Here is a 26,574-nt window from a genome sequence, read left to right on the forward strand (position 1 = left end):
CTCAGGCGGCGGTGAGCCGGGCGAGCGTCTCGCCCGAGACGCGCGGCCAGCCGAGCGGGCCGAAGCCCGCGAAATCCGTCAGATGCGGAAAGAGCGACAGGAACCGCGCCCGGAGCTCGGGCGCCAGCGTCTCGGCCGTGCGCAGGCCGGGGTGAAAGGTCTCGAGCATCAGCCCGCCCGCGTCGCAGGCCGTGTGCCGTTCGGTCAGCACCTGATGAACGCGCACCGGGCCGGGCGGCGTCACGGCGATCACGCCCTCGCCGTCGCGGAGATCGGCGAGCGGCGTCAGCACCCGGGCGGTGCCGCTCAGCCGGTCGAGCCCCGGGGGCGCGTGCAGCCGCCGCGCCGCCGGCCCGGCGAGCAGATCGCCCGCCGGGCGGCCCGGCCCGAAGGCCTCCGGCATGACCCGCGTGAGCGGCGGTGCCCCGGCGCCGGGGGCGATGGTGGTGCTCCCGATCCAGAGGATCGCCACCGTGTCGCCCTCGACCGTCACCAGCCGGTCGCCGGGGGCGAGATCTTCCACCGCCACCGGCCCGTCAGGCGTGCGCAGAAGCGTGCCGCGCGCCAGCGCGCCGGCGGCGTCGAGAAAGAGTGGATGATCGGGCACAGAGTGGCGGCGAAGCTCGACCCCGCCGTCGCCCCGGAGAGAGGCGGCCTCGATCACGCGCGAGAGAGAGGGCTCGCGCCGAGGCCGCCTGTCTGACCGAGCAAACCGGCCGCTCTCGGCCGGTACGGTGGACGTCGTGTCGGCGGCGAGGCCGCGTCGGGGCTGCGTGGTCATGTGATCCCCCAAAGGGTCGGTCACACCCGCGCCGGCCCCCACCAGCGCCGCAGACGGACAGATGCGTCATGCCATCGTTGCGCCGCATATGAGCCAGATTTCGGCGGCCTTGTCAAAAACGCGCGCCCATTGTGGCCTGCGCGACGCCAAATCCGCCGGTGCGCGCGGCATTGTCCGCCGCCGGCATATCGGTGCCGCGGCGCGCGCCCGAATCGCCACGCCCTAGAGCCGGATCGCCGAGAGGAGCCGCCCGTAATCGGCCTCCGCCGCGTGGGTGGCCCGGCGGTAGGAGTAGAAGCGGTCCGGGTCGGCGTAGGTGCAGGCGCCGACCCACTCCGCCTGTCCGACGCCCGCCGCCCGGAGCCGCGCGAGCCCGTAGGCCGGCAGGTCGAACTGCACCCGGTCGCCGTCGCCCCGCGCGAAGAAGCGCGCGTTCCCGGCCGCGTCGGCGAGGAAGGTCGCCATGACCTCCGGCCCCACCTCGTAGGCGGACTGGCTGATCGCGGGGCCGATGACGGCGGTGACGCGCGCCGCCTCGGCGCCCAGCTCGCCCATGCGCGCGAGCGTCGCCTCCAGCACGCCGGCGCGCGCCCCGCGCCAGCCCGCGTGCGCGGCGCCGATCACGCCGGCCGCGCGGTCGGCGAGGAGCACCGGCATGCAGTCGGCCGTCAGCACGCCGAGCGCCAGTCCCGGCGTCGCCGTCGCCATGCCGTCGGCGCGCGGGCGCGTCGCGGGCGGCGCGTCGAGGGCGACCGCCTCGGCCGAGTGCACCTGATGCAGCGTCACGAGCCGCTCCGGCGCGACGTCGAGCGCCGCCGCCGCCCGCGCCCGGTTGAGCGCCACGATCTCCGCCTGGTCCGAGGAGCCGGGGCCGCAGTTCAGGCCCCCGAACACCCCCGAGGAGGCGCCCCCCTTGCGCGTGAAGAAGCCGTGGCGGAGCGGCGCGAGCGCGTCGGCGGTGATGGCCTCGAGCGTCATGGACCCACTCCGGGCGGCGGCGGGGCGCCCTCGGGATGGAGGGCGAGACACTTGAAGAGCGTCCCCATCTCCTCGGGGTGCGTCAACCGGCGATGGGCCGCGACGTGGCGCGCGCGCGCCTCGCCGGAAAGGCGCTCGGCCAGCCGCTGCGCCCGCGCGGTGATGCCGAGCCGCTCCAGAAAGACGCCCTGCGGCGTCGGCCCGGCGTGGGCGCAGGGCGCGGCCCGCGCGATCGCCTCGAAATCGACATGCGCCGTCAGATCGGCCTCGCCCGGCGCGGCGAAGGGGTCCGCGTAGGCGTGCCCCTGCACCGCCTGAAAGGTGTCGCCGCGCGCGCGCCAGTCGCCGTAGTCGAGGATCAGCGCCGCGCCGCCCTGCCGGGCGATGCGCGCGCCGATCTCCGCGGCGATGCCGGGGGCGGCGGGGCAGACCTCCACCACGTCGCCCGGCGCCGTGTCGGCCAGCCGGTCGGCGAGCGCGGGCTGCGGCGCCTCCCCCGCGAGGCCGAGCGCGAGGCGCCCCTGCACGCGCCCCACGCGCCGCTCCTGCCACATCTCGCCCCCGGCGCGCTGGAACTGCCGGATCGGCAGGGCGTCGAAGAACTCGTTCGCGACGAGGAAGAGCGGCCGGTCGTCGGGCAGATCGCCCACCGCCTCGTGCCAGACCACCGCGCGGTCGCCCAGCGTTTCGCGCTGGCGCGCGCGGAGCGCGGGCGAGGCCTCCACGAGGTGGATTTCCGCGGCCTCGAGGCAGCCCGGCACCGCGGCGAGGGCGCGCGTCATGTCGGCCATCAGCGTGCCGCGCCCCGGCCCGAGCTCGGCGAGGGCGATCCGCGCCGGCGCGCCCTGATCGCGCCAGGCCTGCCCCAGCGCGAGGCCCAGCATCTCGCCGAACATCTGGCTGATCTCGGGGGCGGTGGTGAAATCGCCCGCCCGGCCGAGCGGGTCGCGCGTCGCGTAATAGCCGTGCTCGGGATGCCAGAGGCACTCGGCCATGTAATCGGCGAGCGACAGCGGCCCCTCCTGCGCGATCCGGGCGTCGAGGCGCGCAGCGAGCGGGGTCATGCGCGCGCCGGCCCGCGGCCCCGCATTGCCCGGAGCACGAGCGCCGCGCCCACGGCGAGCATCGGCAGCGACAGGATCTGCCCCATGGTCAGGCCGACGCCCCCGACATGCCAGGCGAGGCCGAGGGGATTGCCCTCGGAGACGAACTGCGGGTCGGGCTGGCGCACGACCTCCACGAGAAAGCGGGCGAGGCCGTAGCCCGCCAGAAAGACGCCGGTGATCAGCCCCGGCCGGGCGAAGGCGCCGCGCCGCCAGGCGAGCCAGATCAGCGCCGCGCCGAGCACCACGCCCTCGAGCGCGGCCTCGTAGAGCTGCGACGGATGGCGCGCGCAGAGCTCGCCCACCGGCTGCCCGCAGGCCTGCGCCAGCCGGCCCGGAAAGATCACGCCCCAGGGCAGATCGGTGGGCCGGCCCCAGAGCTCGGCGTTGATGAAATTGGCGATCCGGCCGAGCAGGAGGCCCGGCGGCGTCGCCAGCGCCATGACGTCGGCCGCTTTGAGCGGCGCGACGCCCGCGCGCCGGCACCAGAGAAGCGCGGCCACCACCACGCCGAGGAAGCCGCCATGAAAGGCCATGCCGCCCTGCCAGAGCATCAGGATCTCGCCCGCGTTCTCGAGGTAGTATCCGGGCCGGTAGAAGAGCACGAACCCGAGCCGCCCGCCGAGGATCACGCCGAGGATCACCCAGGTCAGCAGGTCGTCCACCTGCTCCGCGGTCATCGGCGCCGCTCCGCCCGGCCAGAGCCGCGGCCGGTTGACCGCCATCACGGCGAGCCGCCAGCCGAGCAGGATGCCCACGATATAGGCGAGCGCATACCAGCGCAGCGCGAACTCGAGGCCGAAGAGCTCGACGGAGAAGAGCTCGGACGAGATGTCGGGAAAGGGGATCGCGGCCAGCATGTCCTCTCAGGTGCCCCGTGTCGTCCGCCCCGTCAAGCGCGCCCGTCAAGCGCGCCCGTCAAGCAGGCCCGTCAAGCAGGCCCCGAGGCGCGCCCCGTCGTGTTCGCCGTCGGGCGCGGCTCATCGCCCCTTCCGGGCCTCTTCGCCTTGAGCGCCGGCCCACGTCGCGCCATATGAGCGGGGAAGGTAACACCGGAGAGACGCATGCAGTCCCGCAGCAAGGTTTTCGACGACATGTCGCAGCTCATGACCAACGCCATGGGCGTCGCGCAGGGCGCGCGCGAAGAGGCCCAGACGGCGATGAACTCGATGATCGACCGCTGGCTCGCCGATCGCGACCTAGTCACGCGCGAGGAATTCGACGCCGTGCGCGCCATGGCGCAGAAGGCGCGCGAGGAAAACGAGGCGCTGAAGGCGCGGATCGAGGCGCTCGAGGCGAAGCACGCCGAGTGAGGCTCAGCGGTCGTCGGGCCGGGCGAGGGGGAAGACCTCGTCCACCCGCGTGTAATCGCGGTAGCCCAGCCGCGCGAGCGGGCGGTAGCGCGTGACGTCGAAGATGCCGTCCACCAGCACGTCGTCGCGCAGATGGACGCCGGTGACCTCGCCGAAGACGACGTAATTCGCCGCGCCCGGCAGGCGCTCGATCCGGGTCAGCCTGCACTCGAGCGCCGCGGGCGCGCCCGCCACGCGGGGGCAGTCGATCGTCTCGCAGGAGGCGCGGCCGACGCCCGCGTGGGCGAATTCGTCCACCTCGCGCGGCAGCGTCTCGGAGCTCGCGTTCATCGCGTCGCGCATGGCGTATTCGACGATGTTCACGCAGAAGACGCCGGTTTCGCGGATGTTGGCGAGGCTGTCCTTGCCCGCGTCCTGATCGGGCTTCGCGCCGGTCGAGGCGAACATGATCTGCGGCGGCACATAGGCCACGCCGTTGAAGAAGGAATAGGGCGCGAGGTTGTCCACCCCGTCCGCGCCGCGGCTCGAGACCCAGGCGATCGGGCGCGGAGACACGATCGCGCCGAAGGGATTGTGCGGCAGGCCGTGGCCGTCCTCGGGGCGGTAGAACATCGCGCGTCGCTCCTCTCTTGGTGCGCCGCTGCCTAACCCGACGGGGTCGCCGGCGCCAGTCGCCCGGCCTGCGTAGGCGCAGAGGCGCCGTGCGCCGGCGCAGAGCGTGCGCGGCGGTGCCCCACGCGCCCGCCACGCGCGGCGACGCCCCTCGCACCTACAGCCTCGGGCCGAGGGGGCGCCCGACCCGCGCCACCGGTGGGCCATGGCATCCGACCGACGGACCTGCACCGACGCCACGCGGCCGCCCCCGGTCGAGGCCCGCGCCCCGCCCCTTCCGGCCACGAACGCCGCGCCGTGCCCGACGCGTCCGCCCCTTCTTCTTGGCTCAAATATCCCCGCCGGAGGCCCGGCCGCGCGCACCGCGCGCGGCCCGAACGAGCGTGTCGCGCGCACCGCGCGCGGCCGCTGAACGGGCGCTCGGCTCCGACCGTTCGCGCGGGGGCGCGCCGCCTGACCGCCGCGCGGAACTATACCGCCCGGCGCGCCGGGCGGCCTGCCGGGCGCCGCCCCCGCGCCGCGCGCCGTCACGCGCGGTCGGGCGCGCGCGCCTCCTCCGAGAGCCGGCTCACGATCTCGTCGAGTCCCGCGCTCGCGGTGGCCTTCTCGCCGAGCCGGCGCACGGTGACCGTGCGCTCGTCCACCTCGCGCTGGCCCACGGCGAGGATCACCGGCACCTTGCCGAGCGAGTGCTCGCGGACCTTGTAGTTGATCTTCTCGTTGCGCAGGTCCGCCTCGGCGCGCAGGCCGGCCGCGCGCAGCGCCGCGACGGCCTCCTCGGCGTAAGCATCCGCGTCGCTGGTGATCGTGGCCACCACCACCTGCCGCGGCGCGAGCCACATGGGCAGCTTGCCGGAATAGTTCTCGATCAGGATGCCGATGAAGCGCTCGAAACTCCCGAGGATCGCGCGGTGCAGCATCACGGGGCGGTGCTTTTCGCCGTCGGCGCCGATGTAGGAGGCGTCCAGCCGCTCCGGCAGGTTGAAATCGGCCTGGAAGGTGCCGCACTGCCACTCGCGCCCGATCGCGTCGGTCAGCTTGAAGTCGAGCTTCGGCCCGTAGAAGGCGCCCTCGCCCGGGTCCACCTCGTAGTCGTTGCGCACGGCGAGGATCGCCTTCTCGAGCGCGGCCTCCGCCTTGTCCCAGACCGCGTCCGAGCCCACGCGCACCTCCGGCCGGGTCGAGAGCTTGATGTCGAAGCTCGGAAAGCCCGTGTCGCGGTAGACCTTGGACAGGAGATCGATGAAGCCCGCGCATTCGGCCTCGATCTGGTCCTCGGTGCAGAAGATGTGCGCGTCGTCCTGCGTGAAGCCGCGCACGCGCATCAGCCCGTGCAGCGCGCCATGCGCCTCGTAGCGGTGGCAGGAGCCGAACTCGGCCAGCCGCAGCGGCAGGTCGCGGTAGCTCTTGATGCCGGTGTTGAAGACCTGCACGTGGCAGGGGCAGTTCATCGGCTTGAGCGCGTTGACGCGCTTTTCCTGCGCGTGCTCCTCGTCGATCTCCGTGATGTACATGTTCTCACGGTACTTGTCCCAGTGCCCCGAGGCCTCCCAGAGCTTGCGGTCCACCACCTGCGGCGTGTTGATCTCGCGGTAGCCGGCGGCGTCGAGCCGGCGGCGCATGTAGTCCTGCATCTCGCGGTAGATCGTCCAGCCGTCCGGGTGCCAGAAGACCATGCCCGGCGCTTCCTCCTGGAAGTGGAAGAGTTTCATCTCGCGGCCCAATCGGCGGTGGTCGCGCTTCTCCGCTTCCTCGAGGAAATGCAGGTAGTCCTTGAGCTCCTGCCGGGTCTTGAAGGCGACGCCGTAGATGCGCTGCAGCATCGGGCGGTTGGAGTCGCCCCGCCAGTAGGCGCCGGCCACCTTCATCAGCTTGAAGGCGTCGGCGGGCACCTGCCCGGTGTGGCTCAGGTGCGGGCCGCGGCAGAGGTCCTGCCAGTCGCCGTGCCAGTACATGCGCACCGGCTCGCCCTCGGGGATCGCCTCCACGAGCTCGACCTTGAAGGGCTCGCCCTTCTCCTCGTAGTGGCGGATCGCGCGTTCGCGGTCCCAGACCTCGGTGGTCACCGGATCGCGCGCCGCGATGATCTCGCGCATCTTCGCCTCGATCGCGCCAAGGTCCTCGGGCGTGAAGGGCTCGTCGCGGTCGAAGTCGTAGTACCAGCCGCGCTCGATCACCGGGCCGATCGTGACCTTCGTCTCGGGCCAGAGCTCCTGCACGGCGCGCGCCATGATGTGGGCGAGGTCGTGGCGGATGAGCTCCAGCGCGGGCGCGTCGTCGGCCATGGTGTTGATGGCGATCTCGGCGTCCGCCTCGATCGGCCACTGCAGGTCGTGGTGGCGCCCGTTCACCTGCGCGCTGATCGCCTTCTTGGCGAGCGACTTCGAGAGGCTCGCGGCGACCTCGGCGGGCGTGGTGCCGGCGGGAAACTCGCGGACGGAGCCATCGGGGAAGGTCAGGGAAACGGTGGACTGGTCGAGGGCCATGTCCGCTCTCCTCGTCGGTTCGGCGCCTACCGAGCGCCCGGTTGCGGGTCGGGTTCGCGCGCTGAATGGCCGCGCGCCGGCGGAAAGTCAACGCGGGCGGCGCGCAGCGGGCCGCATCGAACCGCGCCGGCGCGCCGGGGCGCTCCTCCCTCCCGCCGGTCGGTCGTCGCGAGGAGGGACCGAAGGGACCGAGGAGCGCCCGCCGGGCCCTTTTCTCCCGCGGCGCGAGCGGGCAGTCTCGCCCCGGGGCAAGAGGAGGCGCGCATGAGCGACCCGCAGTATCTCGAGACGCCGCAGGGGCGGCGCATCGCCTACCACCGCACCGAGGGGGAGGGGCCGGGGGTCGTCTTTCTCGGCGGCTTCATGTCCGACATGGAGGGCACCAAGGCGCTCTGGCTCGAGGACTGGGCGCGCCGGGCGGGCCGGGCCTTCGTCCGGTTCGACTATTCCGGCCACGGGCAGAGCGGGGGCGCCTTTACCGATCACGGCATCGGCGACTGGGCCGAGGACGCGGCTGCTGCGCTCGACGCGCTGACGGAGGGGCCGCAGGTGCTCGTCGGCTCCTCGATGGGCGGCTGGCTCGCGCTCCTGACGGCGCGCGCGGCGCCGGAGCGGGTGGCGGGCCTCGTCACCGTGGCGGCCGCGCCGGATTTCACCGAGGACGCGATGTGGGCGGGCTTCGACGCCGATCAGCGCGCCGCGCTGGAGCGCGAGGGCGTCGTGCATCTGCCCTCCGATTACGGTGCGCCCTATCCGGTCACGAAGCGGCTGATCAAGGACGGGCGCGCGCATCTGGTGCTGCGCGCGCCGCTCCACCTGCCGTTTCCGGTGCGCTTCCTGCAGGGCACGGCGGACGCGGATGTGGACCGCGCGGTGGCGCTGCGGCTGCTCGACCACGCGACGGGGCCGGACATGCGGCTCACGCTGGTGGACGGCGCGGACCACCGGTTTTCCGATCCGGACTGCCTCGCGCTCATCGGCGAGAGCGTCGAGGCGGTGCTCGCCCGCGCGGGCGCGGCGGCGTGATCGGGCGCGCCGCGCGCGGGGCGCTCGCGCTTCTCGTGCTGGCGGGCGTGGCGCTCTGGGTCTTCGGCCCGCGCGAAGCGGTGCCGGCGCGCGCCGCTTTCGATCCCGCGCGCCTCGGGGCCGATCTCGACGCTTATTTCGCCGCGGCGGAGGCGCGCGTGCCGGGGGTCACGCCGGGGACGGAGAAGCGGGTGATCTGGGCCGGCGACGCGGGGGCCGTCACGCCGCTCGCGCTCCTTTACGTGCACGGCTTCTCCTCGACCTCCGAAGAGATCCGCCCCGTGCCCGACCGCGTGGCCGCGGCGCTGGGCGCGAACCTCGTTTACACGCGGCTCACGGGGCACGGGCGCGACGGCGCCGCCATGGCCGAGGCGACGGCGGCGGACTGGATGGCGGACGTGGCCGAGGGCCTCGCCGCCGCGCGCGCCGCCGGGGACCGCGTCGCCGTGATCGCCACCTCCACCGGCGCGACGCTCGCCACCCTCGCGCTCGCCGACCCGGCAATGGCGCGGGACGTGGCCGCGGCGGTCTTCGTCTCGCCGAACTACGGCGTGAACGACCCGCGCGCGGCGCTCCTGACGTGGCCCGCGGCGCGGCTCTGGCTGCCGTGGGTCGCGGGGGGCGAGCGGCGCTTCACCCCGCGCAACGACCGTCACGCGCGCTACTGGACCACGCGCTACCCGATCGAGGCGGTGGTGCCCATGGCCGCGACGGTCGCGGCCGCGCGCGCCCTTCCGCCCGGCGCGGTCGAGGTGCCCGCGCTCTTCTGGTTCTCCGACGCCGACCGCGTGGTGCGCGCCGACGCGATTCGCAGCATGGCGGGCGGCTGGGGCGGACCGGTCCGCCTGCGCCCGGTCACGCCGGGGCCCGGGGACGACCCGGCCGCGCATGTGCTGGCCGGCGACATCCTTTCGCCGGGGCTGACCGGACCGGCGGTGGCGGAGATGACCGACTGGCTGCGCAGGCACGCGCTGCGCTGAGCCATCTGGCGGCCGGGGGCGGGCGGTGCTAGCCCTCGACGCCGCAACGTGACGCGGGGGACGATCCGAGATGAGCGAACCGCTGGTCTTGCTGCCCGGCCTCATGTGCGACGCGCGGCTCTTCCTGCCGCAGATCCTCGCGCTCGGGGCCACGCGCCCCGTGACGGTGGCGCCCGTCACCGGCGGCGAGCGGGTGGAGGAGATCGCCTCCGCGCTCATTCCGCATCTGCCGCCGCGCTTCGCGCTGGCGGGGCTCAGCATGGGCGGGATCGTGGCGATGGAGATCCTGCGCCGCGCGCCGGAGCGGGTGGCCCGGCTCGCCCTGATGGACACCGACCCGCTCGCCGAGAGCCCGGAGGCCGCGGCCTGGCGCGAGCCGCTGATCGCCAAGGCGCGCGCCGGCCAGCTCGAGGCGGCCGTCGCGGCGGTGCTGCGCCCCGACCACCTCGCTCCCGGGCCGCAGCGGTTCGAGGTGCTCGACACCTTGCGCGAGATGGCCGCGACGCTGGGGCCGGAGGTCTTCGTGCGCCAGATGCGCGCGCTGCAGCGCCGGCGCGATCAGCAGACCGCGCTGAGCGGCTACAAGGGGCCGGCGCTCGTGCTCTGCGGGGCGCATGACACCATGTGCCCGCGCACCCGACACGAGTTGATGGCCGAGCTGATGGCCGGCGCGACGCTCGAGGTGGTGGAGGAGGCCGGGCACCTGCCCACGCTGGAAGCGCCGGAGGCCGTGACCGCGGCGCTCGCCCGCTGGCTCTCGGTGACGGCGTAGCCCTGAACTGCCGGTTGCGCGCAAGGTTCCCGGCGGTAGCGGGTCGCCGGGCGCCGCCGGATCGCGGTCTGCGCGGGGCGGCGGCCTGGCGCCTGACCTGCCGGTTGCGCGGAAGGTTTCCCTCGCGCGCGCAGCTTTGGGCGCCGCCGGCTCGGGGTCCGGCCTGGCGCGCGCCCGCCCGGGCTGCGTGGACTGTCTCTGTCGGACGCGGGACGCCGGGTGACGTAAGGTAGCGGCCGGCTCGCAGTTCGCCTTGGCGCCAGCCTGCGGCGACCCGCGCGGATTGTCCCTGTCGGGAGTGGGCCGGCGGGTGGCGGCCGAAGGCGCGGCGCGGGTGCTCGCGGCGGCGAGGCCCTGCGCGCTACCGGCGGTCCGGCCGCGGCCGTCGCGCGAGACGCTTGGCCGCTCGGTTGCGCGCCTTGAAAGACGTCTCTCGGCCAGCTTGCCCGTCGCGTGGCCTCATACCGCGCCGCGGCCGGCCCCACCGCGGCCCGGACCGCTCCACGACAGCGGCGCCTCCGCTCAGCCCTGCGGCAGCAGCCCCTCGATCCGCCGGGTGATCGCGGGCGAGAGGGGGCGGGCGGCCGAGCCCCAGGTCGCCGCGACCCGGCCCTCGCCGTCGAGGAGCACCTTGTTGAAGTTCCAGCCGGGGACGAAATCGGCCTCGTCCCGGAGCCAGGCGTAGAAAGGATGCGCGCCATCGCCGCGCACGGAGGTGATCGTCGTCATCGGCAGGTCGAGGCCAAAGGTCAGCTCGCAGAACTCCTTGACCTCCGCCTCGCTCTCGAGCTCCTGGCGGAAGTCCTGCGAAGGCACGGCGAGCACGACGAGGCCCGCGTCGCGGTAGCGGTCGTAGAGCGCCTGAAGCCCCTCGTATTGCGGCGTGAAGGCGCAGAGCGAGGCCGTGTTGACCACCAGCACCGGCTGGCCGGCGTAGTCCGAGAGGCGGATCTCTCCGCCGTCGATGCTGTCGAAGGTCCAGTCGGCGGCGGCGGCGAGGCCGGCCCAGAGCGATAGCGCGGCGGCGAGGATCAGGCGCATGGCGTCACTCCCTGTGTCTCTGCCAAAGGTAGCGGCCCCGCCGGCCGGTCAAGCCCACACGCGCGCTCACAAGCGCGTGGCGCCCAGTAGGCGCGGGGGCGATTCGGGCGCAGGCTGCGCGCATCGATGGAGGAGGACCCGCGATGCCCACCCTGCGCCACGCCGCCGCCGCGCTCGCGCTCGGCCTGTTCGCCGTCTCCGCCGCGGCCGACCCCGCGCGATGGGCCGCCGAATGGCCCGAGACCGATTTCTCGCGCACCACGCTCGAGGACTGGGACGAGGTGATCTCGGGCGGCCCGCCGAAGGACGGCATCCCGGCGCTCTCGGAGCCTGCCTTCATCCCGGTGGGCGCGGAGGACCGCCTCGGCCCGCGCGAGCCGGTGATCGCCGTCGAGATGGCGGGCGCGGTGCCGCGCGCCTATCCGATCCGCTATCTCATGTGGCACGAGATCGTGAACGACCGGATCGCCGGTCGCCCCGTCGCCGTGACCTACTGCCCGCTCTGCAACTCCGGCATCACCTTCGACAGGCGGGTGGACGGGCGGGTGCTCACCTTCGGCGTCTCGGGCAAGCTCCGGCATTCGGACATGATCATGTACGACCGCGAGACGGAAAGCTGGTGGCAGCAGGCGCTGGGCGAGGCGATCGTGGGCGAGATGACCGGAACGGTGCTCGAGACGGTGCCCACCTGGATGGAGGGTTGGGCGCAGTTCGCCGCGCGCAATCCCGAGGGCGTCGTCATGGACGAGCCTGACTGGAACCGCCGCTACGGCGCCAATCCCTATCGCGGCTACGACAGCGCCGACCGCCCCTTTCTCTACGCCGGCGAGGATCCGCCGCACGGGCTGCGCCCGCTGGAGCGGGTCGTGCGCGTGGACGACCGCGCCTGGCCGCTCGCGCGGCTCGCCGAGCGCGAGGTGATCCGCGAGGTGGGCGTGGTGCTCAGCTGGCGGCCGGGGCAGGCCTCCGCGCTGGACGCGGGCCGCGTCGCCGAGGGGCGCGACATCGGATCGGTACGCGTGCGCGACGGGCAGGGCCGCGACGTGACGCACGACGTGATGTTCGCCTTCACCTTCGACGCCTTCTGGCCCGAGGGCACCTGGATGCTTGAGGGCGGGCCGCGCTGAGCGCGGCTTTTCAAGGGCCGCGGCGCATGCTAACCGCTCGCGCGCATCGGGGCGCGGGCGGTTGCGCGCGCCCTCTTTCTCATTGGAACGGGGACCCTCATGGCCATCGAACGCACCCTCTCGATCATCAAGCCCGACGCCACGCGCCGCAACCTGACCGGCAAGATCAACGCCAAGTTCGAGGAGGCGGGCCTGCGCATCGTCGCGCAGAAGCGCATCCAGCTCACCAAGGAGCAGGCCGGCGCGTTCTACGCCGTCCACAAGGAGCGCCCCTTCTACGACGAGCTCTGCGAGTTCATGGCCTCCGCGCCGGTCGTCGTGCAGGTGCTCGAGGGCGAGGGCGCGATCGCCAGGAACCGCGAAGTCATGGGCGCCACCAACCCCGCCGACGCCGCGCCCGGCACGATCCGCGCCGAGTTCGCGGATTCGGTCGGCGAGAACTCGGTGCACGGCTCCGACGCGCCCGAGACCGCGGCCGAGGAGATCGCCTTCTTCTTCTCCGGCCTCGAGATCGTGGGCTGAAACCCGGCGCGCGCCCGGGGCGTGACCCGGGCGCGGCCGACGTTCGCGGTGGCGGCCCGTGCGCTGCCATCGCGGAGCACTCGCCTCTGTGGGACTCGGTCTGTCCGCGGCCGTTCGGCGCGTGGTGGCCCGCGCGCTGACATTGCGGAGCGCGGGCCTCGGAGCGCCTGCCTCGGGCGGCCGGGGCGGTTCGCGGCCGTTTGGCGCGTTGCGGCTACAGGCGACGACCCGCACCCGCCAGACTGCGCCATGGGCCGGGCGGCCCCTTCAGTCGGACGCTGAGATCAAGCGCCGCTTGTCGACCGCACCGCTCTCCAAGTCGATCGGGCGGCGGCGACACGGGCGGCCTCCCGAGCGCCGTGCACACGCGCTCGTGCCGCATCAGGGCCCACGTCAGACACAGGGCAGCGCCTCGGCGCTCCCTCGCGTCAGGGCCAAAGCACGTCGCACCGCCATCCCGACGGACCGCGCGTTGCGCCAAGGCGGGCGCGTGGGCCGCGCTCAGACGGCGGTGGACTTCGCGCCGCCCCGCTTCGCCGGGGCCTTCGCGCTCTCTTCGCCGGCCTCGGCGACGCTTTCGGACAGGCGCTCGCCCGCCGAGGTCGCGCCCTGCGACATCAGGCCGAAGCAGCGCATGCAGAACTCCATGTTCTCCACTGCGTCGGTCGAGAGGCGTTTCATCTCCTCCGAGAGCCAGCCGTTGATCTCCGCGACCGTCTCCTCCGGCGCGCCGTCCCCGTTGGCCTTCCGCATGTGCTCGGCGCAGCGCTGCGCGCTCTCCGCGGCGTCGCGGCGGCGCTCGAACCAGGCGTGGGCGTAGCGGTCCCATTCCTGCATCAGGGACTTCTGCGTCTGCCAGATGACTTCCGCCTGCGGCGCCATCGCGGCCGCGGGCAGGGAGAACTGCGTCATCATCTGCATCGGCTGCATGAGATCGGACATCTGCGGTGTCGTCTGCTTCGCCATGCGGCTTTCCTTTCCTCAGCGCCTCGACCCCGGGGCGAACCGCCGCCGGGCCTCGTCTGGCTAGGCGCGCCGCGCGGCGCGTGCATTGACGGCTGTTAACCGGAGCCGGGAAAAGGAACGACGGCGCGCCGCTGTCTCAGCGCAGCACGATCTCGTCGGAGCGGATGAGCCCGAGGACGTCGCGCGCGCGTTCGTCGAGCAGCTCGAGGTCGAGGCTCTCGTCTGAAAGGCGCCGGGTGAGGTTCTCCATCCGCGCGATTTCCGCCTCCAGCGCGGCGAGCTCCTGCCCGAGGCGCGCCGCCTCCAGTTCGACCTCGGCGCGCCGGAAGAGGCCGTAGTCGCCCTGCACGGCGGCGAAGGCGAAATAGAGCCCCAGCCCGAAGGCGATGGCGAAGAAGGCGATCACCCCGAAGGCGGGGCGGCTGCGGTGGGTCATGCTCTGCCTCGTCGGGCGCCCTCTGACGTGGCGCTCGCCGGGAGTATGACACAGGCGATTCGCGCAGGGAATCCCTCGTGACGCGGTTTTCGCGTGCCGTCGAGCGCCCTAGGCTGGCGGCACAGAGGAGGCCCGCCATGACCCGTCCGCCGCCCGCCGACCGGCTCGCCACCCATACGGTCGAGAACCAGCCGGGCGCGCCGCCGCCGCCCGATCTCTGGGTCGGGGACGCGCCCCTGCGCGCGGGCGTCGCCGCGCAGGACGGCGACGCGGCGGCGGTCGCGGCCGCCGCCGCCCGCTTCGGCAGCGCCGAGGCGCGCAGGGACGGCGAGGAGGCGCGCCGCGACGCGCCGCGGCTCGCGCTCTTCGACCGGGGCGGGCGGCGGCTCGACGAGGTGCGCTTCGCGCCGGGCTATCACGCGCTCATGCAGGCCGGGATGGAGGCGGGCTACGCCGCCGCCGCCTGGGAGGGGCGGCCCGGCGGGCACGTCGCCCACGCCGCGATGGTCTATCTGCTGAGCCAGGTGGAGCCGGGCGTCTGCTGCCCGCTGACGATGACCTACGCCGGGGTGCCCGCTCTTCAGGCCGACGCAGAGCTCGCCGAGGCGTGGGTCCCGAAGCTCACCGCGCGCGCCTACGATCCCGCGATCGCGCCCATCGGGGCGAAGCGCGCCGCGACCCTTGGCATGGCGATGACCGAGAAACAGGGCGGCTCGGACGTGCGCGCCAACACCACGCGCGCCGCGCCCGACGGCGATCTCTGGCGGCTGACGGGGCACAAGTGGTTCTGCTCGGCGCCGATGTCCGACGGCTTCCTGACGCTCGCGCAGACCGAGGCGGGGCTCACCTGTTTCCTCGTGCCCCGCTGGCTGGAGGGCGCGCGCAACGCGATCCGGCTCCAGCGGCTCAAGGACAAGCTCGGGAACCGCGCCAATGCCTCCGCCGAGATCGAGTATCAGGGCGCGGTCGCCCATCGCCTCGGCGAGGCGGGGCAGGGGGTGCGCACCATCATCCGCATGGTGCACCACACCCGGCTCGACACCGCCATGGCGCCCGCGGGGCTCATGCGCGCCGCGCTCACGGAGGCGCTCTGGTGGGTCGAGGGGCGGCGCGCGTTCCAGAAGCGGCTGATCGATCAGCCGCTGATGCGCGCGGTGCTCGCCGATCTCGCGCTCGACTGGGAAGGGGCGCTCGCCGCCGGGCTGCGCGCCGCGCGCGCCTTCGACGGGGCGGACGAGGGCGACCGCGCGCTCGCGCGGATCAGTGTGGCGCTCGCCAAATACGTCTCGAACAAGCGCGCGGTGCCGGTCATCGGCGAGGCGATGGAGGTCATGGGCGGCATGGGCTACGTCGAGGACACGCCCCTGCCGATGCTCTACCGCGAGGCGCCGCTCAACGGCATCTGGGAGGGCTCGGGCAACGTGATCTGCCTCGACATCCTGCGCACGCTCGCGCGGGAGCCGGTGGCGGCCGAGGCGCTCGAGGCCGAATTCGACGCGGTCGAGGGGGCCGAGCCCGCCTTCGACGCCGCGCGGGCGGCGCATCGCGCGCGCTGGCCCGGCCTGCCGCCCGAGGGCGAGGCGCGCTGGTTCGCCGAGAGCCTCGGCGCGCTCTTCACCGCCGCGGTCCTGATCCGCACCGCGCCGGAGCCGGTGGCGTCGGGCTACGCGCGCACCCGCCTCGGCGCGCCGCGCGGCCTGATGCCGGGGGCGGTCGCCGGGCTGGACGAGGGCGCGATCCTCGAACGCCTCGCGGCGGGGTGAAGGAGTAGCTCCTGCGGTATGGGGCGGGCGAAGGCGGCGCCTGGGCCGAGACGCGCCCCCGCAGCGCCCCGGTGCGATGCCGCCCATCCCTCGCGCCCGGCCCCTGGAGCGGCGCGCCCGCGCCGCGACGGCCCGACCGGCCGTCGCCATGGAGCCCGGCCACCCGGGGCCTGCGCGACAATCAAGATCGACGCGTCCCGCAAGCTGGTCGGGATCGGCCCGCACGATCCGCCGCGCGGGAGGGATCGACATCCGCCCGGCGCCGTCGCCCGTGACGCACGAGCGCGCCCCGCCTCAGCCCGCGACGGACGCGGCGTAGATCGCGTCGACGGCCTCCTGCAGCGTGCGGTCGAAGGCCGCGTCGTCCTGATCGGCGGTCAGCCCCTCGGTCAGCGCGCGCGAGAAGCTGGCGATCACGCCCGTGTTCTGCGCCAGAAGCTTGCAGGCCTCTTCGCGCGTGCAGCCGCCCGAGAGCGCGACCACCCGCATCACCTTGTCGTGGACGACGAGCGGCGCGTAGAAATTGGGCATCGTCGGCAGCGAGAGCTTGAGGATCACCTGCCGCCCCTCGGGCAGCGCGTCGAGTTGCGCGGTGATCTCCTCGAGGAGCAGGCGCTCGGCCTCTTCCTTGTCGGGGATGGTGATCGTCACCTCGGGCTCGACGATCGGGACGAGCCCCTTGTCGAGCACCTGCCGCGCGATCTCGAACTGCTGCGCGACGACCGCCGCGATGCCCGAGGGCGAGGCCGCGTCGATCACCGAGCGTTCCTTGGTGCCAAAGATGCCGTGTTCTATCGCGCGGTCGAGCAGCGCGTCGAGATCGGGGTTCGGCTTCATCAGGCGCACGCCGTCCTCCGCCGGAGCGAGCCCCTTGTCGATCTTGAGGAAGGGCACGACGCCCTTCTGCTCCCAGAGGAAACGCGCCGCCGGCACGCCGGCGAAGTCGCGCTCCATCGTCTTTTCGAAGAGGATCGCGCCGAGCACCTTGTCGCCCGAGAAGGCGGGCGAGCGCACGATGCGCGTGCGCATCTCGTGGACGAGGTCGAACATCTCCGCCTCGGAGGAATAGCGATCCTCCGGGATGCCGTAGAGGGCGAGTGCCTTGGGCGTCGAGCCGCCCGACTGGTCGAGCGCGGCGATGAAGCCGCGCCCCTCGGTCATCTGCTTGATCTGGTCTTCGCTCGGCATTGGGCCTCTCGCTCCACGTGTCCCTGCGTCAGGTCTCTAGAAAAAGCCGCCGCGCCGCGCAATCGCGCCGCTCACGCGGACGCGCGCAGCGCCGCGACGCCGGGCAGCTCCTTGCCCTCCATCCACTCGAGGAAGGCGCCGCCGGCCGTCGAGACGTAGCTGAAGGCCTCCGCCACGCCGGCGTGGTTGAGCGCCGCGACCGTGTCGCCGCCCCCCGCGACCGAGACGAGGCGGCCGTCCCGCGTGAGTTGCGCGGCATGGCGCGCGCAGGCGGTGGTCGCTTCGTCGAAGGGCGGCACCTCGAAGGCGCCGAGCGGGCCGTTCCAGATCAGCGTGCGCGCGCGCTCCAGCGCCTGTCGGATATGGGCGACGCTGTCGGGCCCGGCGTCGAGGATCATCCGGTCCTCTGGGCAGTCCTCCATCCGGCAGGTCTCGTGCGCGGCGTGGGGCTCGAGCGCCTCGGCGACCACCACGTCGCGCGGCAGGAGGATCTCGCAGCCCGTCTCGGCCGCGCGCGCAGCGACTTCGCGCGCCGTCCCGGCCATGTCGCGCTCGGCGAGCGAGCGGCCCACGTCGAAACCCGCGGCGTAGAGGAAGGTGTTCGCCATGCCGCCGCCGATCACCAGCATGTCCACCCGCTCCACGAGATTGCGCAAGAGGTCGAGCTTCGTGGAGACCTTGGCGCCGCCCACCACGGCGATCACCGGGCGCTCGGGATCGCCGAGCGCGCGTTCGAGCGCGCCGAGCTCGGCCTCCATCAGCCGCCCCGCGCAGGACGGCAGCAGATGCGCGACGCCCTCGGTCGAGGCATGCGCGCGGTGCGCCGCCGAGAAGGCGTCGTTGCAGTAGACGTCGCCGAGGCGGGCGAAGCCCTGCGCGAGGGCGGGGTCGTTCGCCTCCTCGCCGGGCTCGAAGCGCGTGTTCTCCAGAAGCAGCACCTCGCCAGCGGGCAGCGCCTCGGCCGCGGCCTCCGCGGCCGGGCCGACCGGGTCCTCGGCGACGCGCACCGGCGCGGCGAAGGCCGCCTCGAGCGCGGGTTTCAGCGGCGCGAGCGACATCTCCGGCACGCGCTCGCCCTTGGGGCGGTCGAAATGCGCGAGCAGCACGGGCCGCCCCCCGCGCGCGAGGATGTCGCGCACCGTGGGCGCGACGCGGTCGATGCGCGTCGGATCGGTGACGCGGCCGTCCTGCACGGGCACGTTGATGTCGACCCTGACCAGGACGCGCCGCCCCTCGAGCGCCATGTCGTCCAGCGTCTTCCAGCTCATCGCCGCGTCCCCCCTTGCTCGCCTCGGATTGCGCGCGCCTTTTCGACGGAAGCGGCGCGCCGGTCAATCCGATCGTCGCGGGGCTTGCCGCGCGCCGGCAGGGCGTCGTAACAGGGCGCGAGCCACGAGACGAGGAGCGCCGCGCATGGCCGAGATCCGCGACCCCGAGAACACCATCCTGATGGAGCTGAAGGACGGCACGGTGACGATCGAGCTTCTGCCCGACGTGGCGCCGCAGCACGTCGAGCGGATGAAGACGCTCGCCCGCGCCGGGGCCTACGACAACGTGGCCTTCCACCGGGTGATCGACGGCTTCATGGCGCAGACGGGCGACGTCGAGCACGCCAACATGGAAGACGGCTACAACCCGCGCCGCGCGGGCACCGGCGGCTCGGACCTGCCGGACCTGCCGGCCGAGTTCTCGCGCATCCCGCACGACCGCGGCACGCTTGGCGCGGCGCGCTCGCAGAACCCGAACAGCGCGAACTCGCAGTTCTTCATCAGCTTCAAGGACAACCATTTCCTGAACGGGCAGTACACAGTCTACGGCCGCGTCATCGGGGGCATGGAGCACGTCGACGCCATCACCCGCGGCGAGCCGCCCGCCAATCCCGACCGGATGATCAGCGTGAAGGTGGCCGCCGATGCGTAAGCTCCTCCTCGCCGCGGCGTGTCTCGCCGCCGGCCCCGCCGCCGCCACCGGCCTCGCCATCGAGATCGCGGGCGAAGCCGAGGGCACCGTGCGCATCGACCTTCTGGAGGAGGTGGCGCCGAACCACGTGGAGCGCATCGCGACCCTCGCCGAAGAGGGCGCCTACGACGGGGTGGTGTTTCACCGCGTGATAGACGGCTTCATGGCGCAGACCGGCGACGTGGCCTTCGGCCGGCTCGAGGGCGGCGACATGCGCCGCGCGGGCACCGGCGGCTCGGACCTGCCGGATCTCGCGGCGGAGTTCTCCGACGTCTCCTTCGAGCGCGGCGTCGTCGGCATGGCGCGCTCGGCCGATCCGGACAGCGCCAACTCGCAGTTCTTCATCATGTTCGCCCCCGCGCCGCATCTCGACGGGCAATACACCGTCGTCGGCCGCGTGACCGAGGGCATGGAGGTCGTCGACGCCATCAAGCGCGGCGAGGGCCGCAACGGCGCGGTTGTCGGCCGCCCGGACGTGATGCAGACGGTCACCGTCACCGACTGAGCCGCGTCCCGCGATTTTTCGTACGAAAAATCGCGGGACCGATACCCTTCCCCGCGCGGAGATTTTTCGTACGAAAAATCTCCCTGCGCCGTTCCGGGACGCCGCGATGGATCGTCAGCCCGTTTTCGTCCTCGTCCGCCCGCAGATGGGCGAGAACATCGGCGCCGCGGCGCGGGCGATGTGGAACTTCGGGCTCGACCGCATGCGCCTCGTCGCGCCGCGCGATGGCTGGCCCAACCCGGCCGCGGGCGCGACGGCGAGCGGGGCGGGGCGGCTGCTCGACGCCGCGCAGATCTACGACGACACCGCCGCCGCCATCGCCGACGTGACGCATGTCTACGCCACCACCGCGCGCCCGCGCGGCATGACGACGCCCGTGATGAGCCCCGAGCGCGCGATGGCCGACGCCGCCCGGCGGCTCGCCGCGGGGGAGCGGGTGGCCGTCCTCTTCGGCCCCGAGCGCGCGGGCCTCGAGAACGACGACATCGCGCGCGCCAACACCATCGTCACCGTCCCCGTGAACCCGGAGTTCCCGAGCCTGAACCTCGCGCAGTGCGTTCTGCTGACCGGCTACGAGTGGCGCCGCCACACGGCCGATGTCACGCACGAGGCTGTGGTGCCCGGCCCCGACGGCTGGGCCGAGGCGGGCGAGGTCGCGCGGCTCGCCGAACACTACGAGGCGCGGCTGGAGGAGGCGGGCTTCTTCTTTCCCGCGCACAAGGCCGAGAGCATGCGGCGCAACCTGCGCAATCTCTGGTCGCGGATGCCGCTGACGAAGGCCGACGTGCGCATCTTCCACGGCATCCTGCGCCAGCTTGTGCGCCACCGCGACGGGCCGCGCTGAGCTTGCCGCCGCCCCTGCACCGGCATAGATAGCGCGGCGGACAAGCGGGAGGCGGGGCATGGCCGAGAAACGCAAGCTGTTCGAGGAGGTGGGCGAAGGCGCGCCGGCGCAGGCGGCGCCGCGGGGCGGCATGCTCGACGCCGGCCGGCGCGGGGCGCGCGGCGCGGTGCGCGTCTGGCTCATGATCCTCTTCGCGCTCGTCGTGCTGATGATCGCCGTGGGCGGGCTCACCCGGCTCACCGATTCGGGGCTGTCGATCACCGAATGGGCGCCGATCTCGGGCGCGATCCCGCCGATGAGCGCGGAGGACTGGCAGCGCGAGTTCGAGGCTTATCGGCAGATCCCCGAATACCAGCTTCAGAACAAGGGCATGAGCCTGTCGGAGTTCCAGTTCATCTACTGGTGGGAATGGGGCCACCGGCAGCTTGGCCGGGTGATCGGGCTGGTCTGGGCCGCGGGCTTTTTCGGTTTCCTCGTCACGCGGAAGATGCCGCCGGGCTGGACGGGGCGGCTCTTCGGGCTCGGGCTGCTCGGCGGGCTTCAGGGCGCGATCGGCTGGTGGATGGTGGCCTCGGGGCTCGAGGGCACGATGCTCGACGTGGCGAGCTATCGGCTGGCCACACATCTCGGGCTCGCCTTCGTGATCCTCGGGCTGATCGCGTGGTACGTCACCCGCCTCGGCCGGGAGGAACGCGAGCTCCTGCAGGCGCGGCGCCAGCGCGAGGGGCGGCTCGCCGGCTGGGGCGCGGCCTTCGCCGCGGTCGCCTTCGTGCAGATCCTCCTCGGCGCGCTGGTGGCCGGCATCGACGCCGGGCGCAACTACACCGACTGGCCGCTGATGGCGGGGGGCTTCTTCCCGCCCTATCCCTTCCAGCTTGAACCCCTCTGGCGCAATTTCTTCGAGGACGACGGCCTCGTGCAGTTCATGCACCGGATGGCGGGCTACGCGCTCGTGCTCTTCGGCGTCCTGCTCTGGTGGGTGGCGCGGCGCTCGCCCAATCCGGCGACGCGCTTCGCCTTCAACGCGGTGCTGGCGATGGTGCTGGTGCAGCTCGCGCTCGGCATCCTGACGGTGATCTACGGCGCGCCCTGGCACCTCGCGATCCTGCATCAGTTCGGGGCGGTGGTGCTCTGGGTGCTGGCGCTCTGGGCGCGGTTCCGCGCGCTTTACCCGGTCGCGCAGTCGGTGCGGGGGACGGCATGAGCGCCTACGACGAATTGATGGCCCACGCGCGCGAGACGCAGGCGCTCGCGCAGGTGGCCGGGCGCCTCGGCTGGGACCAAGAGACGATGATGCCGCGCGCCGCCGCGCCCCAGCGCGCCGAGGAGATGGCGGCGCTGGAGGGCGTGCTGCACGCGCGGCGCACCGATCCCCGCGTGGCCGAATGGCTGGAGCGGGCCGAGGCGCCGGATGCGGCGGGCGCGGCGCAGCTGCGCCTCATCCGGCGGGCGCACGCGCGCGCGACGAAGGTGCCCGCGCGCCTCGCCGCCGAGCTCGCCCGCGTGACCAGCCGCGCGCAGGGCATCTGGGCCGAGGCGCGCGCGGCGGAGGACCCGGGCGCCTTCCTGCCGGTGCTGTCGGAGGTCGTGGCGCTCCGCCGCGAGGAGGGCGCGGCGCTCGCCGAGGGGGGCGACGTCTATGACGCGCTCCTGCAGGACTACGAGCCCGGCACCACGGCGGCGGAGCTCGAGGCGATGTTCGCCGCGCTGCGTCCCCGGCTCGCGGAGCTGCGCGCGGCGGCGCTGGATCGGCCGGCCCCGCCGGCGCTGTCGGGGCGCTTCGACCCGGCGGTGCAGCACGCGCTCGCGCAGGAGCTGGCGCAGGCCTTCGGCTACGACCTCTCGCGCGGACGGATCGACACGGCGGTCCATCCCTTCAGCTCGGGCTCCGGCCTCGACGTGCGGATCACCACGCGCACGGATCCGGCCGATCCCTTCAACTGCCTCTATTCCACCATCCACGAGACCGGCCACGCCGCCTACGAGCAGAACATCGACGCGGCCTATCTGCTGACGCCGATGGGCGAGGGCGCCTCGATGGGCGTGCACGAGAGCCAGAGCCGGCTCTACGAGAACCAGCTCGGCCGCTCGCGCGCCTTCACCGGCTGGCTGTTCCGGCAGATGCGCGCGCGCTTCGGCGATATCGGCATCGCGGACGAGGAGGCGTTCTACGCCGCCGTCAACCGCGTGCACCGCGGCTTCATCCGCACCGAGGCCGACGAGCTACAATACAACCTGCACGTTCTTCTGCGCTTCGACCTCGAGCGGGCGCTGATCGCGGGGGACCTCGCCGCGGGCGACCTGGAGGCGGCGTGGAACGACCGCTTCGCCGCCGATTTCGGTTACGCCCCCGAGCGGCCCTCGGACGGGCTGTTGCAGGACGTGCACTGGTCCGTCGGGCTCTTCGGCTACTTCCCGACGTACACGCTCGGCAATCTTTACGCGGGCTGCCTGCACGCCGCGCTGCGCCGCGACCTGCCCGATCTCGACGACCGGCTCGCCGCGGGCGATCCGTCGCCGGCGACGGAGTGGTTGCGCGCGCGGGTGCAGCGTCACGGCGGGCTGATGGAGCCGCGCGCGCTGATCGAGCAGGCCACCGGCGAGGCGCCCTCGGAGGTGCCGCTCCTCGCCTATCTCGAAGAGAAGTTCGGCCGCCTCTACAGGCTCTGAGCGCGTCAGTGCAGCGTGAACTCGCCCACGACGTTGCGCCATTCGCCCGGCGCGACGAGCTTGCGGTGGGCGAAGCGCACCGAATGCAGCGGCCCCTCGATCTCGGACTGCCAGAACTCGATGAAGCGGAAGAGCCGGGGGTGATCCGGCGCGAGGTCGTAGTCCTGCCAGACGAAGGTGTTCAGCACGTTGCGATAATCGGGCATCCGGTAGAACACCTCCGCCGTGGTCAGCCCGTAGCCCTTGAGCATCAGTTCCGTCTCGGTCATCGGCACCTCCCGGTGAGTCGTTCCGAAATGATGCCCGGCGGGGCATAATTTTCAATGAAAACAATGCTCTAGCAGCAGGTATTGGTGGCTGCTGACAGCGCCGCGGGGCGGCGTTGCACGGGGCCGAGCGCGGGTGCTATAGACGCGCACGGGCCGCGCGTGGCCCCCGGCAGAGAGCAGGATTCCCGTGACCGATACCCCCGAACCCCCTGAGGAGTCTCCGGAAATCCCGGGCGTGCCCTACGAGGGCCCGAGCGTCTCGATCGCGGAGGAGATGCGCGCCTCCTACCTCGATTACGCTATGAGCGTGATCGTCGCCCGCGCGATCCCCGATCTGCGCGACGGGCTGAAACCCGTGCACCGGCGCATTCTTTATGCAATGCACGAAACGGGGAACACGCACGACAAGCCCTACCGCAAGTCCGCGCGCCCGGTGGGCGACGTCATGGGGCAGTATCACCCGCACGGCGACGCGGCGATCTACGACGCGCTCGTGCGGATGGCGCAGGACTTCTCGATGTCGCTGCCGCTTCTGGACGGGCAGGGCAACTTCGGCTCGATGGACGGCGACAACCCGGCGGCCATGCGCTACACCGAGGTGCGCATGGCCAAGGCGGCCGACTACGTCCTCGCCGACATCGACAAGGAAACGGTCGATTTTCAGGACAACTACGACGGCAAGCAGCGCGAGCCCACGGTCCTGCCGGCGCGCTTCCCGAACATGCTGGTCAACGGGGCGGGCGGCATCGCCGTCGGCATGGCCACCAACATCCCGCCCCACAACCTCGGCGAGGTGGTGGACGCCTGCCTCGCCCTGATCGAGGAGCCGGACCTCTCGACCGAGCGGCTGATCGAGTACGTCCCCGGCCCGGATTTCCCGACGGGTGGCGTGATGCTCGGCCGGTCGGGGGCGCGGAAGGCCTACCTCGAGGGGCGCGGCAGCGTGATCCTGCGGGCAAAAACCCGGGTCGAGGAGCTGCGCAAGGACCGCTTCGCCATCATCGTGGACGAGATCCCCTATCAGGTGAACAAGTCCTCGATGATCGAGAAGATCGCCGAGGCGGTGCGCGACAAGCGCATCGAGGGCGTCGCCCACGTGCAGGACGAGAGCGACCGCGGCGGCGTGCGCGTGGTGATCGAGCTCAAGCGCGACGCGACGCCCGACGTGGTGCTCAATCAGCTCTGGCGCTTCTCGCCGATGCAGACCTCCTTCGGCTGCAACATGCTCGCGCTCAACGGCGGCAAGCCCGAGCAGCTGACGCTCCGGGGCTTCCTCACCGCCTTCCTCGGCTTCCGCGAGGAGGTCGTGGCGCGGCGCACCGCCTATCTCCTGCGCAAGGCGCGGGAGCGCAGCCATATCCTCTGCGGTCTAGCCGTGGCGGTGTCGAACGTGGACGAGGTGGTGGCGACGATCCGCGCCTCGGCCGACGCGGCGGAGGCGCGGCGGCGGCTGATGGAGCGGCGCTGGCCGGCCGAGGACATCGCCGAATACATCCGCCTGATCGACGATCCCACCCACACGATCAACGACGACGGCACCTATTACCTCTCCGAGGTGCAGGCGCGCGCGATCCTCGATTTGCGCCTTCAGCGGCTCACGCAGCTCGGGGTGAAGGAAGTGACCGACGAGCTCGAGGAGCTCGCCGCGAAGATCAAGGATTACCTCGAGATCCTCGGGAGCCGCGAGCGGATCATGGGGATCATCCGCGACGAGCTGACCGAGGTGCGCGAGCTCTTCGCGGTGCCGCGCCGGACCGAGATCGTGGACTGGGCGGGCGACCTCGAGGACGAGGACCTGATCGAGCGCGAGGACATGGTGGTCACCGTCACCCAGTCCGGCTGGATCAAGCGCACGCCCTTGGCCGACTACCGGTCGCAGAAGCGCGGCGGCAAGGGCCTCTCGGGCATGGCGACCAAGGAGGACGACGTCGTCACGACGCTCTTCGTCGCCAACACGCATACGCCGCTTCTCTTCTTCACCACCGACGGGATGGTCTACAAGCTCAAGACCTGGCGCCTGCCGCTCGGCGCGCGCACGGCCCGCGGCAAGGCGATCGTCAACATCCTGCCGATCCCGCAGGGCGTTTCGATCGCCGCGATCATGCCGGTGGACCGCCCCGAGGAGGAGTGGGCCGACCTGCAGATCATGTTCGCCACCTCCGCGGGCGACGTGCGGCGCAACGCGCTCTCGGATTTCACCAACGTCAAGTCCAACGGCAAGATCGCCATGAAGCTCCCCGAGGGCGTGGAACTGGTGAACGCGCGCATCGCCTCGGAGGAGGACGACGTGCTGCTGGTCACCGACTCGGGCCGCGCGATCCGCTTCCCGACGACGGAGGTGCGCGTCTTCAAGGGCCGCGATTCGACCGGCGTGCGCGGCATCCGGCTGCAGGACGGCGACCGCGTGGTCTCCATGTCGATCATCCGCCACTTCGAGGCGACGCCGGAGGAGCGCGCCGCCTATCTCAAGCAGCGCCGCCTGATGGCGGGCGCCGCCGAGGAGGAGATCGAGGCCGACGAAGAGGAGGCGCCCGTCGCCGAGGGCCAGCTTTCGCCCGAGCGCTACGCGGCGATGTCGGCGGCCGAGAACCTGCTGCTGACGATCACCGCGAAGGGGCTGGGCAAGCTCACCTCCGGCCACGACTACCCGGTGCGCGGGCGCGGCGGCCTCGGCGTGCGGGCGATCGACAAGGCGATGCGCGGCGGGCCGGTGGTGGCCTGCTTCCCGGTCGACATGGACGACCAGATCATGCTCGCCACCTCGCGCGGGCAGTCGATCCGCGTGCCGGTGGACGGCATCTCCTTCCGCTCGCGCAGCGCGGGCGGGGTGAAGGTCTTCGACACCCGCGAGGGCGAGGAGGTCGTCTCCGTCGCCTGGATCGCCGAGCAGGGCGAGGACGAGGCCGACGACGGCGCGGGCTGAGGCCGGCGCGTCGATCTTGTCGTCGGGAGCCGCCGTCTCTGGGCGCGCCGGTGGGGTAGCCGGTCGTTCTAGTGGTGCAGCCGCAGCAGATGAGGGCGCACCGACGCATGGCCGGCGGTCATGCGGTGGTCCGGAGCACCACTGCGCGGCAGTCGTCGGAAAGGGGCAGTGGCCTGCAGCGGCGTTCCGCTCGAGCGGTTTCGCCCTGTCGCGGCTGCGCCGCCGGCGAGAGACACGCGGAGCGCCCTGCGCGCATCTCTGGCCGCGCGGGGCTGTCAGGGGCGTCACCCGCCCCCCCGCCCGGCCTCGA

25 protein-coding genes are annotated in these 26,574 nt (G+C 72.8%); 13 read left to right on the forward strand and 12 right to left on the reverse strand.

Features of this window, described 5'->3' with window-relative positions:
• Window position 1: 1 nt before the first annotated feature.
• From DRV84_RS08660 to lgt, 4 genes are all read right to left on the reverse strand, one after another.
• Window positions 2–607 (reverse strand): Hint domain-containing protein, encoded by a 606-nt coding sequence (locus tag DRV84_RS08660; RefSeq protein WP_158547781.1) that lies wholly within the window; start codon window positions 605–607, stop codon window positions 2–4.
• A gap of 396 nt (window positions 608–1,003) precedes the next feature.
• Entirely contained in the window at window positions 1,004–1,759 is a 756-nt protein-coding gene (gene pgeF, locus DRV84_RS08665) for a peptidoglycan editing factor PgeF (protein WP_115979490.1), read from the reverse strand.
• Complete coding sequence (locus DRV84_RS08670; protein ID WP_115979491.1) at window positions 1,756–2,823, reverse strand: class I SAM-dependent methyltransferase; 1,068 nt, start codon at window positions 2,821–2,823, stop codon at window positions 1,756–1,758. Before DRV84_RS08670 ends, pgeF begins: the two co-directional genes overlap by 4 nt.
• Window positions 2,820–3,722, reverse strand: coding sequence for a prolipoprotein diacylglyceryl transferase (gene lgt / locus DRV84_RS08675; protein ID WP_115979492.1), 903 nt, complete (start codon window positions 3,720–3,722; stop codon window positions 2,820–2,822). The genes DRV84_RS08670 and lgt overlap by 4 nt, the downstream gene beginning before the upstream one ends.
• Window positions 3,723–3,926: 204 nt before the next feature.
• On the opposite strand from lgt, the gene DRV84_RS08680 reads away from it, so the two are divergent.
• Entirely contained in the window at window positions 3,927–4,175 is a 249-nt protein-coding gene (locus DRV84_RS08680) for an accessory factor UbiK family protein (RefSeq protein ID WP_115979493.1), read from the forward strand.
• Window positions 4,176–4,178: 3 nt separating this feature from the next.
• Here DRV84_RS08680 and DRV84_RS08685 read toward each other — a convergent pair whose 3' ends face one another.
• A complete protein-coding gene (locus DRV84_RS08685) occupies window positions 4,179–4,787 on the reverse strand; it encodes a flavin reductase family protein (protein WP_115979494.1) in 609 nt (202 codons plus the stop codon).
• Window positions 4,788–5,314: 527 nt separating this feature from the next.
• A complete protein-coding gene (gene thrS / locus DRV84_RS08690) occupies window positions 5,315–7,273 on the reverse strand; it encodes a threonine--tRNA ligase (protein WP_115979495.1) in 1,959 nt (652 codons plus the stop codon).
• Window positions 7,274–7,537: 264 nt separating this feature from the next.
• Between thrS and DRV84_RS08695 the strand changes: the two genes are divergently transcribed.
• The 3 genes from DRV84_RS08695 to DRV84_RS08705 all read left to right on the forward strand — a co-directional run bounded on the left by DRV84_RS08695 (window position 7,538) and on the right by DRV84_RS08705 (window position 10,051).
• A complete protein-coding gene (locus DRV84_RS08695; protein ID WP_115979496.1) occupies window positions 7,538–8,299 on the forward strand; it encodes an alpha/beta fold hydrolase in 762 nt (253 codons plus the stop codon).
• Entirely contained in the window at window positions 8,296–9,279 is a 984-nt protein-coding gene (locus DRV84_RS08700) for an alpha/beta hydrolase (protein ID WP_115979497.1), read from the forward strand. The genes DRV84_RS08695 and DRV84_RS08700 overlap by 4 nt, the downstream gene beginning before the upstream one ends.
• 70 nt (window positions 9,280–9,349) lie before the next feature.
• Window positions 9,350–10,051 carry an alpha/beta fold hydrolase gene (locus DRV84_RS08705; RefSeq protein ID WP_115979498.1) on the forward strand — a complete coding sequence of 234 codons (702 nt, stop codon included), beginning with the start codon at window positions 9,350–9,352 and terminating at the stop codon, window positions 10,049–10,051.
• A gap of 522 nt (window positions 10,052–10,573) precedes the next feature.
• Here the strand turns inward: DRV84_RS08705 and DRV84_RS08710 are convergent.
• Window positions 10,574–11,092: a glutathione peroxidase gene (locus tag DRV84_RS08710; RefSeq protein ID WP_115979499.1), complete on the reverse strand. Its 519-nt coding sequence runs from the start codon at window positions 11,090–11,092 to the stop codon at window positions 10,574–10,576.
• A gap of 143 nt (window positions 11,093–11,235) precedes the next feature.
• Here DRV84_RS08710 and DRV84_RS08715 point away from each other — a divergent pair, with 143 nt between their 5' ends.
• Both DRV84_RS08715 and ndk read left to right on the forward strand, forming a co-directional pair.
• Complete coding sequence (locus DRV84_RS08715; protein ID WP_115979500.1) at window positions 11,236–12,219, forward strand: DUF3179 domain-containing protein; 984 nt, start codon at window positions 11,236–11,238, stop codon at window positions 12,217–12,219.
• A gap of 99 nt (window positions 12,220–12,318) precedes the next feature.
• Window positions 12,319–12,741 (forward strand): nucleoside-diphosphate kinase, encoded by a 423-nt coding sequence (gene ndk / locus DRV84_RS08720; RefSeq protein WP_115979501.1) that lies wholly within the window; start codon window positions 12,319–12,321, stop codon window positions 12,739–12,741.
• Window positions 12,742–13,242: 501 nt separating this feature from the next.
• On the opposite strand, the gene DRV84_RS08725 is transcribed toward ndk, so the two are convergent.
• Together DRV84_RS08725 and DRV84_RS08730 are read right to left on the reverse strand one after the other, a co-directional pair.
• A complete protein-coding gene (locus DRV84_RS08725) occupies window positions 13,243–13,707 on the reverse strand; it encodes a hypothetical protein (RefSeq protein WP_115979502.1) in 465 nt (154 codons plus the stop codon).
• 136 nt (window positions 13,708–13,843) lie between these two features.
• Window positions 13,844–14,143 (reverse strand): FtsB family cell division protein, encoded by a 300-nt coding sequence (locus DRV84_RS08730; protein ID WP_115979503.1) that lies wholly within the window; start codon window positions 14,141–14,143, stop codon window positions 13,844–13,846.
• A 137-nt stretch (window positions 14,144–14,280) separates the two neighbouring features.
• Between DRV84_RS08730 and DRV84_RS08735 the strand changes: the two genes are divergently transcribed.
• On the forward strand, window positions 14,281–15,906 hold the full coding sequence (locus tag DRV84_RS08735) for an acyl-CoA dehydrogenase family protein (RefSeq protein WP_115979504.1): 1,626 nt from the start codon (window positions 14,281–14,283) through the stop codon (window positions 15,904–15,906).
• Window positions 15,907–16,200: 294 nt separating this feature from the next.
• Here DRV84_RS08735 and DRV84_RS08740 read toward each other — a convergent pair whose 3' ends face one another.
• Together DRV84_RS08740 and DRV84_RS08745 are read right to left on the reverse strand one after the other, a co-directional pair.
• Complete coding sequence (locus DRV84_RS08740; RefSeq protein WP_115979505.1) at window positions 16,201–17,094, reverse strand: fructose bisphosphate aldolase; 894 nt, start codon at window positions 17,092–17,094, stop codon at window positions 16,201–16,203.
• Window positions 17,095–17,165: 71 nt separating this feature from the next.
• Window positions 17,166–18,362, reverse strand: coding sequence for a phosphoglycerate kinase (locus tag DRV84_RS08745; RefSeq protein ID WP_115979506.1), 1,197 nt, complete (start codon window positions 18,360–18,362; stop codon window positions 17,166–17,168).
• 145 nt (window positions 18,363–18,507) lie between these two features.
• Between DRV84_RS08745 and DRV84_RS08750 the strand changes: the two genes are divergently transcribed.
• The 5 genes from DRV84_RS08750 (at window position 18,508) to DRV84_RS08770 (ending at window position 23,072) form a co-directional block, all read left to right on the forward strand.
• Window positions 18,508–19,014 carry a peptidylprolyl isomerase gene (locus tag DRV84_RS08750; protein WP_115979507.1) on the forward strand — a complete coding sequence of 169 codons (507 nt, stop codon included), beginning with the start codon at window positions 18,508–18,510 and terminating at the stop codon, window positions 19,012–19,014.
• Window positions 19,007–19,558 carry a peptidylprolyl isomerase gene (locus DRV84_RS08755; protein ID WP_115979508.1) on the forward strand — a complete coding sequence of 184 codons (552 nt, stop codon included), beginning with the start codon at window positions 19,007–19,009 and terminating at the stop codon, window positions 19,556–19,558. Before DRV84_RS08750 ends, DRV84_RS08755 begins: the two co-directional genes overlap by 8 nt.
• A gap of 106 nt (window positions 19,559–19,664) precedes the next feature.
• Window positions 19,665–20,402, forward strand: a complete 738-nt coding sequence (locus tag DRV84_RS08760) for an RNA methyltransferase (protein ID WP_115979509.1) — start codon at window positions 19,665–19,667, stop codon at window positions 20,400–20,402.
• Window positions 20,403–20,460: 58 nt separating this feature from the next.
• Complete coding sequence (gene ctaA / locus DRV84_RS08765; RefSeq protein WP_115979510.1) at window positions 20,461–21,606, forward strand: heme A synthase; 1,146 nt, start codon at window positions 20,461–20,463, stop codon at window positions 21,604–21,606.
• Entirely contained in the window at window positions 21,603–23,072 is a 1,470-nt protein-coding gene (locus DRV84_RS08770) for a carboxypeptidase M32 (protein WP_115979511.1), read from the forward strand. The genes ctaA and DRV84_RS08770 overlap by 4 nt, the downstream gene beginning before the upstream one ends.
• Before the next feature lie 5 nt (window positions 23,073–23,077).
• On the opposite strand, the gene DRV84_RS08775 is transcribed toward DRV84_RS08770, so the two are convergent.
• Complete coding sequence (locus DRV84_RS08775; RefSeq protein WP_192881409.1) at window positions 23,078–23,347, reverse strand: usg protein; 270 nt, start codon at window positions 23,345–23,347, stop codon at window positions 23,078–23,080.
• A gap of 181 nt (window positions 23,348–23,528) precedes the next feature.
• On the opposite strand from DRV84_RS08775, the gene gyrA reads away from it, so the two are divergent.
• Window positions 23,529–26,264, forward strand: a complete 2,736-nt coding sequence (gene gyrA, locus DRV84_RS08780) for a DNA gyrase subunit A (RefSeq protein WP_115979513.1) — start codon at window positions 23,529–23,531, stop codon at window positions 26,262–26,264.
• Window positions 26,265–26,574 lie beyond the last annotated feature (310 nt).

Source organism: Rhodosalinus sediminis, assembly GCF_003385555.1.
Taxonomy (GTDB): domain Bacteria; phylum Pseudomonadota; class Alphaproteobacteria; order Rhodobacterales; family Rhodobacteraceae; genus Rhodosalinus; species Rhodosalinus sediminis.